The organism is Clostridium sp. YIM B02506, from assembly GCF_022324845.1.
Lineage (GTDB): Bacteria > Bacillota > Clostridia > Clostridiales > Clostridiaceae > Clostridium_T > Clostridium_T intestinale.
In genome coordinates, this window is sequence record NZ_JAKGTG010000011.1 from 25,668 (window position 1) to 40,726 (window position 15,059).

The 15,059-nt window shown below is 29.6% G+C and carries 12 protein-coding genes and 1 pseudogene; 11 read left to right on the forward strand and 2 right to left on the reverse strand.

Features of this window, described 5'->3' with window-relative positions:
• Positions 1 to 106: 106 nt before the first annotated feature.
• From L1S49_RS10315 to L1S49_RS10325, 3 genes and pseudogenes are all read left to right on the forward strand, one after another.
• The gene (locus tag L1S49_RS10315) at positions 107 to 700 is read left to right on the forward strand and encodes a TetR/AcrR family transcriptional regulator (protein WP_238904174.1); all 594 of its coding nucleotides are present in this window, start codon (positions 107 to 109) and stop codon (positions 698 to 700) included.
• Between the two features lie 193 nt (positions 701 to 893).
• Positions 894 to 2,540: pseudogene (locus L1S49_RS10320) on the forward strand (GH3 auxin-responsive promoter family protein).
• Positions 2,541 to 2,690: 150 nt separating this feature from the next.
• Positions 2,691 to 4,238, forward strand: a complete 1,548-nt coding sequence (locus tag L1S49_RS10325) for a glycosyl hydrolase family 18 protein (protein ID WP_238904176.1) — start codon at positions 2,691 to 2,693, stop codon at positions 4,236 to 4,238.
• A 64-nt stretch (positions 4,239 to 4,302) separates the two neighbouring features.
• Here the strand turns inward: L1S49_RS10325 and L1S49_RS10330 are convergent, their stop codons facing one another.
• A complete protein-coding gene (locus tag L1S49_RS10330; protein WP_238904179.1) occupies positions 4,303 to 5,301 on the reverse strand; it encodes a 3-oxoacyl-[acyl-carrier-protein] synthase III C-terminal domain-containing protein in 999 nt (332 codons plus the stop codon).
• A 293-nt stretch (positions 5,302 to 5,594) separates the two neighbouring features.
• Between L1S49_RS10330 and L1S49_RS10335 the strand changes: the two genes are divergently transcribed.
• From L1S49_RS10335 to L1S49_RS10365, 7 genes are all read left to right on the forward strand, one after another.
• Entirely contained in the window at positions 5,595 to 7,055 is a 1,461-nt protein-coding gene (locus tag L1S49_RS10335; protein ID WP_238904180.1) for a methyl-accepting chemotaxis protein, read from the forward strand.
• A gap of 152 nt (positions 7,056 to 7,207) precedes the next feature.
• The gene (locus tag L1S49_RS10340) at positions 7,208 to 8,377 is read left to right on the forward strand and encodes an AI-2E family transporter (RefSeq protein WP_238904182.1); all 1,170 of its coding nucleotides are present in this window, start codon (positions 7,208 to 7,210) and stop codon (positions 8,375 to 8,377) included.
• A gap of 258 nt (positions 8,378 to 8,635) precedes the next feature.
• Positions 8,636 to 9,430 (forward strand): MerR family transcriptional regulator, encoded by a 795-nt coding sequence (locus tag L1S49_RS10345; RefSeq protein ID WP_238904184.1) that lies wholly within the window; start codon positions 8,636 to 8,638, stop codon positions 9,428 to 9,430.
• Positions 9,431 to 9,444: 14 nt separating this feature from the next.
• Positions 9,445 to 10,104, forward strand: coding sequence for a GyrI-like domain-containing protein (locus L1S49_RS10350; RefSeq protein WP_238904186.1), 660 nt, complete (start codon positions 9,445 to 9,447; stop codon positions 10,102 to 10,104).
• 179 nt (positions 10,105 to 10,283) lie between these two features.
• Entirely contained in the window at positions 10,284 to 10,700 is a 417-nt protein-coding gene (locus L1S49_RS10355) for an EamA family transporter (RefSeq protein ID WP_073016933.1), read from the forward strand.
• Positions 10,701 to 10,837: 137 nt separating this feature from the next.
• A complete protein-coding gene (locus L1S49_RS10360) occupies positions 10,838 to 11,569 on the forward strand; it encodes a phosphatase (protein WP_238904188.1) in 732 nt (243 codons plus the stop codon).
• 245 nt (positions 11,570 to 11,814) lie between these two features.
• A complete protein-coding gene (locus L1S49_RS10365) occupies positions 11,815 to 12,537 on the forward strand; it encodes an MBL fold metallo-hydrolase (protein ID WP_238904190.1) in 723 nt (240 codons plus the stop codon).
• A gap of 119 nt (positions 12,538 to 12,656) precedes the next feature.
• Here L1S49_RS10365 and L1S49_RS10370 read toward each other — a convergent pair whose 3' ends face one another.
• Complete coding sequence (locus L1S49_RS10370; RefSeq protein WP_238904192.1) at positions 12,657 to 13,757, reverse strand: DNA alkylation repair protein; 1,101 nt, start codon at positions 13,755 to 13,757, stop codon at positions 12,657 to 12,659.
• Positions 13,758 to 13,950: 193 nt separating this feature from the next.
• Here L1S49_RS10370 and L1S49_RS10375 point away from each other — a divergent pair, with 193 nt between their 5' ends.
• Complete coding sequence (locus L1S49_RS10375; RefSeq protein WP_238904194.1) at positions 13,951 to 15,018, forward strand: substrate-binding domain-containing protein; 1,068 nt, start codon at positions 13,951 to 13,953, stop codon at positions 15,016 to 15,018.
• The last annotated feature ends 41 nt before the right edge of the window (positions 15,019 to 15,059 follow it).

A 15,059-nucleotide genomic window follows, 5' to 3' on the forward strand; every position in this document is an offset into this window, starting at 1 on the left:
TGTTTACGGTGTAAACTTTATTCCATTATATGTCGGCAAGTTTACACTGTCAACATATAATGATATAATTTAATAAAGAAATATTTTTTATTTCTAGGAGGAAGATATGAATAGAGAAAATTATCATCATGGAGATTTAAAGCAAGAGCTTATAGATAAAGGATTGTTATTGTTAAATAGGGAGGGCTTTGAGAAATTCTCTTTAAGAAAGGTTGCTAGTATGTGTGGAGTTAGTCATACTGCGCCATATAAGCATTTTAAAGATAAAGAAGAACTAATAGAAGAGATTATCAAAAAAGTGTGGAAAAGTTTTAATATAGCGCTATCAGAATCTACGAATAAGTATAAATTTTCACCTAAAGAAGAAATCATCGAAATGGGAAAAGCCTATGTGAAATTTATGGTTGAAAATCCAGAATACTTAAATTTCATGTTTTTATGGGGGAATAGTACACCAATAAAGATAGAAGAAAATAAATTTAATTCTTATGAAGGAAGTGCTTTTGAAGTATTTAAAAATTCTGCTGAAAGATATTTAAAAGAAATTAATATAGATGACACTGAGTACACTGAAAGAATCTTGACTATGTGGAGTATGGTTCATGGAATAGCTATACTATTAGCTAAAGGAAGTATAAAATATAACGGAGATTATTTGTACCTTACTGAGAAAATGATAAGAAGTGGGTTAGGAATTTAAACACTTAGTTCCTGTAAATGAATAATTGACAATGTAGTATCCAAAAGGATTTAAACCTATACTAAAGGTAAAAAAACACAATATTTATCAGTACCGATAGGCACTTCTTCTAGATTTTTCATATATTAATTATGGAAAAATCTAGGAGGAGTGTTTTATCACGAGTATAATAAGCAAAATGATATATAAAATGATGCTACAAGGTGGGGGAATAGTTGAAAAGAAATTCAACTCAAGTACGGAAAATTACAGTAAGGTAAACAATGAACTGTTATTTAAGATATTAAAAAACAATTCTAAAAGTGAATTTGGAATTAAGTACAAATTTAAGTCTATTAAGTCAATAAAAGTATTTAAGGATAAGGTTAAGTTAAGTGAATATAAGGATTATGAGAGTTATATAAATAGAATGGCAGAGGGTGAGAAAAATGTTTTAGTTAGTGAAGATGTAATATATTTTAGTCATACATCAGGAACTACAGGTAAACAAAAATTAATCCCTTGTACGAAAAGCAGTAGAAAAGTTGCAGCAAAGTATATGGCCTTACTTATTAATAAATTTACCTATAATAATTTTAAGGATACTTGGAAATTGGATAAAGGGCTAATGATAGCTGATATAGTGATGACCACATAAACTGAAGGAGAAGTACCTATTTGTTCAGCAACCTCTGGAGGAATTAAAAGTATAAAACCTCTATTACCATTTTTATATACTTCACCAATAGAAGTTATGGAAATAAAAGACAAGGAAACTGCCTATTACTTGCATTTATTATTTGCATTGGAAGAATCTAGACTTTCATATATAAATGGAATTTTTATTTCAAATATATTAGACTTACTGAGAATTTTAGAGGAGAAACATCAAGACTTAGTAAATGATATAAGGAAAGGTCGTATAAATAATAACTTAAACATAGATAAGACTATTAGTGAAAAATTAAATAAGCTTATTGCTCCTAATTCTACTAGAGCGGATGAATTGGAAAAAGAGTTTAAAATAGGATTTGAAGGAATAGCTAAGAGAATATGGCCAAGGCTATCATATATAGCGACAGTAACAGGAGCAAACTTTTCTATATATGATGATAAGGTAAATCATTATACAGACTCAGTACCTATATATTCTCCTGTTTATGCAGCCAGTGAAGCTATGATTGGAATTAATCCATATGCGGATAAAATAAGATATGTAATTGTCCCAGATACAGCTTTTTATGAATTCATTCATGTTAAGGATGGGGAAACAGAAAGCGGAGATACCTTAAGCTTAGATGAGATTAGATTGGGTGAAAAATATGAAATAGTAGTTACTAATTATGCAGGGTTTTATAGATATAGAATAGGAGATATCATTAAAGTGGTAGGATTTTATAACGGCTGTCCAGAGGTTGAATTTGTATGTAGAAAAAACCAGCTGCTTAATATGGTATCTGAAAAGACTAATGAAGAACATATAACAAATTCAATAAAAAAAACAATGAAATATTTAAACTTAAGTTTGGTTGATTATACAACATTACCTGATAATTCTATTACACCTGGAAGATATATTTTCTACTGTGAGTTTAAGAATGACATTTCTATTTCTACTGTGAGATTGATAGAAGAAAAACTAGATAAGGAAATTAAAAATTCTAATTTAGCTTATGATAGAGCAAGAAATACTAATAGATTAGGAAAGGTAAAGGTTATAATCCTAGCACCCAAGACATTTAATTCAGTTAAACAATACTTATTCAATAAAGGAATATCTAAAAATCAGATAAAGATACCAAGAGTTATAACCAATAATACAAGCATATTAAATATATTAAAGCGCAATAGAAGATTATAGAATGTATTAATAAATATTGAAGGCACCAAAGGATAACTTTGGTGCCTTTTACAAAGTAAAGCATGAAAATAGCTTATTAGGTAATGAAACTAAAGAATAAACTACAATAATATCCATATGATATACAAAAAATAAAAGGAGCGAAAAATTTTGATTAAAAGTAAATTAATTAAAAAGGCTGTTTCTGTTATAGCTATGACAACACTTATGGTTACGGGGGTAGTATTAGGGAATACAAAAACAGTATCTGCTGTAACATCAAGTGCTATTCCAACTCATGTCTTAGTAGGTTACTGGCATAATTTTAATAATGGTTCGGGAGACATTAAACTTAGAGATGTTTCATCAAATTTTGATGTTATTAATATTTCCTTTGGAGAACCAACTACAGTTACCTCTGGAGATATAAGATTTACTCCATATAATGCAACAGATTCAGAATTTAAAAGTGATGTTCAATATCTTCAAAGCAAAGGGAAAAAAGTTTTACTATCTATAGGAGGACAAAACGGAGAGGTTCAACTAACAAGTGCTGGAGCTGTTACTAGTTTTGTTAATTCTGTAAGTAATATTATTGATAAATATGGTTTAGATGGATTAGATGTAGATTTTGAAGGACATTCACTTCATTTAGATGCAGGAGATAAGGACTTTAAGAATCCTACAACGCCAGTTATAGTTAATACTATTAGTGCATTAAAACAATTAAAAGCAAAATACGGTACGAATTTTGTTTTAACTATGGCACCTGAAACTTTTTTTGTTCAACTTGGACATACCTATTATGGCGGATTAAATTCATATGTTGATAATAGAGCAGGATCATTTTTGCCAGTAATCTATGGACTTAGGGATTATTTAAATTGGGTTCAAGTACAATATTACAATTCGGGTTCGATAAATGATATAAATGGAAAGGCACAATCCATGGGAACTGGTGAATTTTATGCATCTTTAGCTGATATGTTATTAACTGGCTTTAATGTAAATAATGATCCTAATTATTTCTTCCCAGCATTAAGACAAGATCAAGTTGTTATTGGTGTTCCAAGCTGTAATAGTGCGGGAAATGGATATGTTTCAAATTCTGAAGTTCAAAGCGCTTTAGATGGATTAATTTATGGAGGAACCGTTGGAAGTTATAAGATTAATAATAAATACCCTAATCTAAGAGGGCTTATGACTTGGTCAATAAATTGGGATAAGTATACAAACTATAATTGGTCAAACTATTTCAGAAACTATTTTAATAATTTAACTCCACCTACTAACACACTTAAAGCAGCAACTTTAAGCTCTTCAGCTGTTACGAGTGGAAACTATACAATATCTGCAGTAATTCCAGGCTATAATACTGCAACTTCATATAAGATTTATGAAGGAACAACTGTAATAACCTCAGGAAGTTTAACTGTTGGGCAGGCAAGTAAAACTATTAACTATAATATTACATCAAAAACTCCAGGCACTTATTCATATAAATGTGAATTAAGTGATGGTAGTAAAACAGTTACTTCGAATCAGATATCAGTAACAGTTTCAAGTTCTACAAATAACAATGCATGGGTTCCAAATCATGCATATAAAGTTGGTGATATAGTAACTTATAATGGTGGCACCTATATGTGCCGTCAAGCCCATACCTCATTAGTAGGTTGGGAACCAAGCTCAGTACCAGCTTTATGGCTAAAGCAATAACAGTGATTTATATGTAAGAAATAAAGAGTTGTCCATAGCTTAGGCTTGAACAACTCTTTATTATTTAATATCTTAAAAGAACACAGGAAGCTATTACTCCAGCGCCTACTGTCCAAAGAATAACATGGTCTCCAGGATTAAGGTTACCATTTTTTATAGAATCAGCTAAAGCTAAAAATGGACTAGTTACACCTGTGTAACCAAACCTGTCTCCAACAAAAGGAAATTTCTCAACTGGTTCTTCTAGCGTAGCTTGAATCATATCAATATTTTTTTTTGCAAATTGAGATAAACAATAAAGTTTAACATCCTTTTTAGTTAAATTATTTCTTCCTAAAATATCATTTATTGAATCTACAGAACTTGCAAAAGCATCGTCTGTATTAAAGTCTATCCACTCTATTATTCTGTTATCTTTTTCAGGTGCTTCTTCGGTTGCAAGAACATTTGAGAATCCTTCAGGTGGGAAGTTTATATAGCAGCTTAAAGAACTGTCCACATAAGAGGAGCTATCTATAAAATCGGAAGGACCGTTATCAACATTTTCTAATAAAACTGCACAAGCTGATTCACCAAAGTTAGCATAAGTTATAGCTTCGGATTTTCTAGAATATCTAATAAGTAAATCTGAGCCAACTAAAAGTGTATATTTTATTCTATTATTACTTTTCATAGTTCTGCAAACTTGATCAAAAGCATTGATCATTCCAGAGCAATTACCGTTCATATCATATGCATTAGTTTGTTTACCTAAACCTAAAGCTTCATGTATTTTAACAGCATTTGTAGGAGATAAATACTCTGGGGTTGAGGATACAAAAACAACTAGATTTATATCGGTTGGATCTATGTCAGAAGTTCTTAAAACTTTTGTACAGGCTTCAATTGCCATAATCAAAGAGTTTTCATATGGATCTTCTGAAATATATCTCTCTTTTCTCCCTGTAACTTTTAAAAGCCCAGAAATGTCTACTCCTTGTTTAGAGAAATGATCTAAAAAGTATTCGTTTGAATATTTTGTTTTTGGATGATAATAGTCTATCGCTTTTATTTTCACATTCATTTTAAGTTCACCCTGCTTTCAATAATATTTAGTATTTTTGAACTTACAAAAACAAAATTTTATATAAGTAGTTACTATTTTACTAAAAAATATATATAATGGATTATTTTTTTATGTATAAAAATGAACCTTTAGTGAAAAATGAGGAATTATGTAATAAAGTTTGAGATAATATAGAAGAAAATATAATAACATGATAAACTATTAGGGAGATTATGACGAAAATATATATAGATGGATATTAAAACATATTAAGGATGATTATTATACAATCTCTAAGAGGGGGAAAGACAATGGATTATAAAAAGAACATTGATTTAAAAAATAAGATTATGCTTGCAGGATTTATAGGATCCGTAATATTAAGAGTTATATTTGATGTTATTTTGAAAGTAGATCAAAAGGCTATAGTGATTTTAATAGCGGCAGCTATACCTTTAGCTTTAGTTGACATCATTCTAGTGCTAAGAAAAAAAATCATACCGGCTATGTATTTTGGGATATTTATGTATGGGGTCGTAATATTTATAATGTTTATATCTGATCCTAATTGGGCAAATTTTATTTTGATTTATTATGGGGTAATGCTTATTAGTGTTTATCAAGATTTTAAAGTATTGATAATAGAGGCTCTGGTATCCTCAGCATTAATCATATATTTCTTTTTAACATATAAGACAAGCCTATTTGCTTCTGTAGGCTATGAAGAATTGATATTTTACATATTATACATTGTAGCAGCATCAGCTGTACTATCTATTAATGCATTTATAACAAAAACAATATATAAGAACATAGAAGACAACCATAAAGAAACGAAAGAGGCAAAACAAAAAGCAGAAGTATTATTAGAAAAGATATACACCACTATAAAAACTTTAACAGATGCTAACAAAAAAATAAGAAATGGAATCTCTTCAACAGGTCAGATAACAGAGGAGATTACAAGCTCAACTAGTGAGGTTTCAGCAGGAGCTTCAAATCAAGTAGAGGTAGTAGACAGCATGAAATCTGTCATGGAAGTCGGCGTAGAAAAGGTTGAGGAAGTTACAAACGCAATAAGAACTATGGAAGAACTTTCAAGGTCTACGGAAAATGTTGTGTTAGAAGGTACAAATAAAGTGGATATACTATCATCAGAAATGAATAAGGTTAATTCAGATATTACTAGTGTAGTTTCATTAATAACTGAGCTAAGTGAAGAAAATAGCAAAATAGTACAAATAATAAACAGTATTACAGAAATATCAGAGCAAACGAATCTTTTGGCACTTAATGCATCAATTGAAGCAGCAAGAGCTGGAGAACATGGTAAGGGGTTTGCTGTAGTAGCTGAAGAAGTTAGAAAATTGGCAGAGGACTCAAAAGCATCAACAGATAAAGTTGAATCAATACTTAATAATATATCAAATAAAACGCAAGTAGTTGCAAATCAAATACTTAAAGAGCAAAAATCTATACAGGCTTGTAATGACCATACAAATGATGTAAAAGATTTATTTAAAAATGTTAATTCTAATACCTCGAATGTACTTAGTCATTCAAAAAATGTTAGTTCTCAGTATAGAATATTAGAGAAATCTATGAAAGATTCCTTAGATTCTGTTCATAATATCAGCGATAATGTTGAAGAAACAGCAGCATCTATGGAGCAAATATTTTTAGCAATAAATGAATTAAATAAAAGCATAGTAGATATGACAAGCAGTTATAACGAAATTGATAATATATGTAAAGAATTAGAAAGCTTATAAAATAAAAACCATTATTACATTTGTGATAATGGTTTTTACATATTAGAAATTATTTGTTCTTTACTGATTGACATATATTTATTATAATTATAAATAACCATATAATAAGGTAATGAAAATTATAATACATTATTCAGGAGGATTTGGCATTAATGAAATTAGATAAAAAACTAATACAGTATTGCTTATATTTTGCAGGAACGGCTCTTTTAATTTATGCGGGTATAAGTCTTTTCGATAATATAGGAGGAATAATTAATTTTATTTCACGAACAATAGGATATTTTATGCAGTTAGTAAAGCCTCTTTTTATAGCATTAATAATAGCATATCTACTTTATCCTGGAGTTAAATTTATTGAAGAATTTTTAAGAAAAAATAACATATTTAAAAAAGAAGGCACAAGACGAACAGTTGGAATAGTAACTATGTACATATTAGTAATGGCAATATTTATAGCTATAATTTCTGGTATATATATCATGGTTGGAGGCAAACTTTCAAATAATACATCCATAACAAATATGACCGCGTATTTAACTGATTACTTAAACAATTCAACTCTTTCAGTAAATTCTATAAGTGAAAAGCTAGAAAGTTTAAATATTTCTCTTCTTGGAGGAAATTTAAATGATAAAATAGCGCAAATAGTAAGTTCTATACAGGTATATGTAACAAACAGTATAGGGGCTATGGGGAACTTTGTAGTTAATACAGGTGGAAATATTGCAACATTTTTTATAGCTTTAGTTCTTAGTATTTATCTTATAAAGGATTCAGAATACTTTATGGATTTATGGAATAAGATTTTTAATCTTATCTTTGGAAAGAGCAAGTCTGGAAATAAGTTGAAAGAAATATTTAATATAATCAATGATACTTTTAATAATTATATAAAAGGACAACTATTAGAAGCATTTATGGTTGGAGTATTATCAACAATTGCATTATTCCTTATAGGAATAGACTATGCCTTAGTTATAGGTATAATAGCTGGTATTTGTAACATGATACCATATATAGGACCAGTTGTAGGAACTATACTTGCTGTAGTTATGGCTTTATTAAGTGGAGAACCAATAACTGCCGTATGGGCAATCATAGGAATGCTTGTGGTTCAGCAAATAGACAATAATCTATTAGCACCTAAAATAGTTGGTGATAGTGTAGGGTTACATCCAGTATTTACTATGCTTGCAATACTTATAGGTGGAAATGTTGGTGGTCTTATAGGAATGCTTATAGGAGTACCACTTGCAGCTTCTTTGAAAATACTATTTAGTAGATGGTATGCAAATCATATGGAAAAAGTTGATGTTTAAACATAAAGTTAAGCTACAGAAATCTTTTTGTAGTTTAACTTCTTTTTTTGATTCTAAAATCATAGGAGCATAACAGCATTGGAACAGCAAAACAGGGAAGCATAATTGCATAAAAACATACTTGCGTAGAAACATAAAAACATAGGAACAGCGGAACAGTGAAGCATTGGAACATTGTAACATTGAAACAGTGTTATGAAAATATATTGACTTTCCAGTGCAGGGGATAGGTTATACTGATGTTATGGAGGGGAAGAAATGTATAAAATAGGTGAGTTTTCAAAGATAACAAATATGACTGTAAAGACTTTAAGATATTATGATGAAGAAAATATACTAACTCCATCTTATAGAGATGAGGATACTAATTATAGGTATTATAGCGAAGAGGATTTTAAAAAGGCGGAGCTAATACTGATGTTACGAAACTTAGATTTTTCTATTTCTGAGATTAAAGATCTACTTAATAGCTATGAGGATAAATCAGATTTATCTTATTATTTACAAGAAAAGAAAGAGTTAATAGAAAAGAAAATTCAGCAAGAAAAACTATTACTTAAAAAGATAGACCTCTATATTAATTTAGATAAGGAAGAGGAGATTAGTATGAGCTATGAAATTAAAATTAAAGAGCTTGAAGCTGTGAGGGTTGCATCAATTAGATTTAAAGGAAAGTATAGCGATGTAGGAAAGCATATTGGAAAAATATATAAAGCAATAAAAGGGAAAGCAGTGGGAGAGCCTTTTAACTGTTATTATGATAGTGAATATGCTGAAGAGGCCGACATAGAACTATGTGTACCAACATCAGAAAAAATTGAAAATGACGAGGTAACAATAAAAGAATTACCTAAGATAAAAGCAGTTGCTACAATTCATAAAGGTGATTATGGGAGCCTAAATATGGCTTATAAATCCATATTAGATTATGCAAAAGATAAAAATTATAAATGTTTAACACCATCAAGAGAAATATATATTAAAGGGCCAGGTAAAATATTTAAAGGCAACCCTAATAATTATATAACTGAAATTATAATTCCAATAAAGTAGGAGGAGAAAATAGAATGATTCAAATTAAATTAGATTATAAAAAAGAGTTTAAAGACTTATATCTGCCTAAAAATGAACCAATGTTAGTTGATGTACCTGAAATGAATTTTATTATGGTAGATGGAAAAGGAAATCCAAATGATGAGGATGGAGAATATCAATCAGCAGTGGAAATTTTGTATGCCTTATCTTATACTATCAAAATGAGTAAAAAGGGAAGTTATAATATAGAAGGTTATTTCGAATATGTTGTTCCCCCTCTTGAAGGGCTTTGGTGGATGGAGAATGATGGTATGGATTTTAAGAAGAAGGATAAATTTGAGTGGACATCAATGATAAGACAGCCTGAATTTGTTACAGAAGAGGTGTTTGAGTGGGCATGTAGTGAGGTATTAAGAAAGAAACCTGATTTAAATGTTTCTAAGGCTAGATTACAAAGTTTCAGAGAAGGTCTTTGTGTTCAAATTATGCACATTGGTTCATATGATGATGAACCTAAAACTGTAGAAAAGTTAGATAAATATGTAGAAGATAATAATTTGATAAATGCAATCTCTACCATAAATGAACAAGGTATAATAAAAAGACATCATGAAATTTATCTGTCTGATCCTAGAAAAACAAGCTTAGATAAACTAAAAACCGTAATAAGGCATCCTGTAAAAAACTCTTAATATCAATAAAGTTAGAAAAATAAGCTTTAAAGTATACTTTTACTAAGCTTTAATTTAGTAGAATGTATACTTTTATTTATGCTATAATACTAAAAATAAATATTTAATTTTGTAACGAATTAATCAAATCAGAATAAGCTAAAGTAAAGAAGTAGTGATTTTTATAGGGAGGGTAAAGAATGTGGAAATTATTTGCCATACTTTCAGCAGTATTTGCAGCGCTTACATCAATTCTAGCCAAAATAGGTATTAAAGGAGTAGATTCTAATTTAGCTACTGCTATAAGAACTGTAGTGATAATAGTTCTAGCATGGGGAATTGTTTTAAGTACAGGAGGATACAAAGGGATAACCAGCTTAACTAAGCAAAATTGGACATTCTTAATACTTTCAGGTATAGCTACCGGATTGTCTTGGGTATTTTATTATAAAGCTATTTCGTTGGGACAAGTTGCACAGGTTGCATTGATTGACAAATTAAGCATAGTACTTACATTGATTTTATCATTTTTCATATTAAAAGAAGATTTCACCATAAAAACATTTATAGCAGGAGCACTTATAACTTCAGGTACTATTTTAATGATCTGGAAATAGATAATTGGATATATTTTGAATTTTAATAAGATAAGAAACCTTGAGAAATTGAGGTTTTTTATTTTTTATAATCTAAGTAAATAAATTAGAGGTATAATAGTTAGTGTAATTAATTCTTATATTTCAAGGAGGTAGAAATGAATATAGAATTGGACGTTCACACACATACAATAGCAAGTTGTCATGCTTATAGCACTATAAGAGAAATGGCTAAAGAGGCTTCTAATAAAGGTTTAAAATTGTTAGGAATTACAGAACATGCAACAGGAATACCAGGAACATGCGCACCTATTTATTTTGCCAACTTACGAGTGGTTCCTAGAGAGATGTATGGAGTAGAACTTATGCTTGGAGCTGAGATAAATATTTTAGATTATGATGGTAAACTTAGTTTAGAGGATAGAATCATAGATAAGTTAGACATAAGAATAGCAGGAATACATCATCATTGTTATACACATGGAACTATGGAACAAAATACAAATGCTATAATGGAGGCAATAAAGAATCCAAGAATAGATATTATAAGTCATCCCGATGATGGAGATTGTCCTTTAAATTATGAGATTATTGTACAAGCCGCTAAAGAGTATAATACACTTTTAGAGCTTAACAATAACTCCTTAAATCCTATTAATAATAGAAAAAATGCTAGAGAAAATAACATTAGTATGTTAGAGCTATGCAAGAAGTATGATGTGGAAATTATAGTATCAAGTGACGCTCATATAGATACAGATATTTGTAAATATGATTTAGCATATGAAGTTTTAAAGGAAGTTAATTTTCCAGAGGAACTTATAATTAATAGATCAATTGAGAAATTCAAACATAAAATAAACTTAAATAGAATTGCTGAACATAGCTAGGGTCGTGCCACGGTTATCTCCCACTTGAAGAAAAGAAGATATTCCAAATTTTATATTTGGCATAGTCGCTTTCACACAGTGCGTGGGAGTGTTACAGTGGCTAGACATCAGATGAAATTAGTAAGAAGCAGTTGGTAGAAATATTAACTGCTTCTTGCTTTATTAATACAGAAACAATTATGAGCAATAAGATTAAAAATAATTATGATATAGTATTAAGTATAGATTTATCTAGGAGGGAGAAAATGAGCACTTTAGAAGTATTGGAATTAAAATATTTTTATAATGATTCAGTTAATTGTATTTTCCCTGTGATCTTAAGGGACGATAAAGAAATGATTTTGATTGACTGCGGTTATCCAAATTCATTAGAGTTAATAGAAAAAGCAGCCAAAGAAAATAATGTAGATATAAGTAATTTAACAAAGGTTATAATTACACATCATGACTACGATCATATGGGATCTTTAGCTGAGCTAAAAAGAAAGTATCCAAGTGTTGAGATTATTTCGTCTATAGAGGAAGAGAAATATGTAAGCGGAAAAGTAAAATCTTTAAGGTTAAAGCAGGCAGAGGATATTTATGATATGCTTCCGGAAAATGAAAAAGCTGGTGCTAGAAAGTTTCAAAAGCAGCTTGAAGATTTAGAGAATGTTTTTGTAGATAAATGTGTAGAAGATGGAGAAGTTCTTAATTGTTGTGGAGGACTAGAGATAATAAATACTCCAGGGCATATGCCAGGACATATATCAATATATGTTAAAGAAAGCAAAACTTTAATTACTGGAGATGCTATGATTATTGAAAAAGGTCATTTATCTATTGCTAATCCTGAATATACCTTAGATATGGTTAGTGCAAAAGAATCTATAAAAAAGTTTATGTCCTATAATATAGAAAAGATTATATGTTATCATGGGGGAGTACTTACAAATAATATTAAAGAAGAGCTTGAGAAAGTATTATAAATGGTAAGGATACTGTAGTTTATGCTTGAAAGCGTAAGCTTATTATATATAATTAACACTTTGAATTGAAGTATATAACAAAGTTAAAGCACCTAGATTTTTTTCTAAGTGCTTTTATTTTACTTAAGGATTAGAGTATCTTTAGAAACTTCATTACCATTTATGAGGAGAGTTATAGAGTGCTCTCCAGGATAATGTTTACGTGTAGTTAAATCTTTAAAGCTATGAGTACGCCTGCCTTCTATATTAATATCTTTTGAAATTTCTTTATCTGATATAAGAAAGGCTTTGCTGGATTTTTTACCTTTAGCTTTTATAAAATCTATCTTATATTCTATTCTAATTTTAGTTTTTCTATTTACCTCAAGTTTTAAATCGTAATGAAGGTCACAGCTATCTCCTATGGTTATGTTATAAGGATTTATTTTTAGAAAAGCTTTTTTTATTGAAAAATCATTGCTGCCATTAAGAGAATAACCGAAAAGTTCAAGAGCTTTTGGATGCGACTTTTTTATTAAAGTTCTACAACCATGTCTTATTATCCAATCCGTATTAGAATTTACACCTTTCCAAGCTAAAGCTGTTTCTAATACTAAATTAGGATTATCTTTTGAAATATCATTTAAATTATTACTAACGCTTTTTCTTACATAAAGTGATTCATCATTTTTTAATATTTCAAGTACAGATAAAACTGGAATAGGATCAGTTTTAAAAATTGGAAGAGACATTCCCCAAGGTAAACGTGGTCTTAAGCCCTCACTAGCGAGTCTTCGAACATGTTCATTTGAACTATTAGCCCAAGATTTCATTTGAAGTATCATAACTTCAGGTTTTTTAAGTATAAAGGGTCTAACAGCAAATTCAGATGATGACTTAATGGTGAATCTTTCAAGTGCCTTCATGGATAGGGGCCAATATTCATCAGCTTGCCCATATACTTCTACAAAGTCAGGAAAAAATAAGTAAGGAAATCCAACACAAGATTCATCAATAGAGAATAGTATATCTAAGGCTTTTTCGTATTCAGTTGGGAGATGTTCACCTAATGCAAGAGTTATCTTACGAATTCTCTCTTTTAGTTCAAGGGTTTCCCAGGAGTTATCCATTACTGTATGTACAAAACTCTCTATGTTAAATTTATCATATACGCTATGAATTTTTTTGGAAAAATTATTAAGAAAAATTTCATCATACATGTATTTTAAAGGAGTTGGCATAATATCACCTCTTTACAATTATTTATTTTTATTATAAATCAAATAACATGACAATAGCACGTCATATTATTTGAAAGTACAATATATTGTAATAAATGAAAATAAATAATTTTGTAAAGTAATAAATGAATACAAAAAGAGTATTCTATGTATTAAGGAATAATTATACTTAGAGGTAAAAGTGTTTTTGTTAATGCCAGAAAACTTTTTAGTACCCACTAGATATGCTTCTAAAGATAGCTTAGGTATTAAAGAAATAAGAAATAAAGAATTTGAGTTGAAAGAAAATTTTAGAAATGAGTTTTTTTCTTTTAGACAAGGATTAATAGGAGTTTCTCTACCAAGTGAGGTGCCAAAAAGATGGGCTAGAGATGGTAGAGCTATGGAAGAACAGGCAGATATGCTAGGGATACCAATAATAGTTAAAAATGCTAATAACAGTGAAGAAAATCAAATACTGCAGTTAGAGGAACTAATAGCACAAGGTGTTGATATATTGATAATAGTACCTATTAGTGGAAGTGTTTTAGAGCAAGTAATAAAAAAGGCTAAGGATAAAGGAATAAAGGTTATAGCATATGATAGACTTATACCCAATGTAGATCTTGATGCTTTTATAAGTTTTGATAGTGTAAGAGTTGGGGAAATTATGGGTAGATATTTAATTGAAAAGGTTCCGACAGGTAGTTACGTAATAATTTTGGGACATCCGTATGATAATAATGCTGTATTAATTAATCAAGGAGCTATGGACTATATTAGACCTAGGGTTTTGCAAAGATATATAAATATAGTAAAGGAAGGTACTGCATTTAAATGGTCCCCTGAAGTTTCTTATAATATAGTAAAAGATGCACTAAAGGAAAATAACAACAAAATAGATTCTATATTAGCTCCAAGTGATTCAGTAGCAGAGGGTGCAATTAGGGCGTTGGAAGAACAAGGCTTAGCTGGTAAGACTGTGGTTACAGGACAAGATGCAGATTTAGAAGCTGCTAAACGGATAGTTAAAGGGACTCAAAGTATGACAGTTTTTAAAGATACTAGGGAATTAGGAAAAGAGGCTATAAATACTGCTGTTAAGCTTGCAAGAGGAGAAGCACTTGATGTAAGTGATATAACTAATAATGGCAAAGTTGATGTACCGTCAATTTTACTTAATCCTATATTAGTAGATAAGAATAATATAGATAGAGTTCTTATTGATAGTGGTTATCTAGGTAAAAATGAGGTATATGAAAGAAATAGTTTTGTAAAGTAATAAATGCATATAAAATGAGTATTCTATGTATTAAGGAGTAA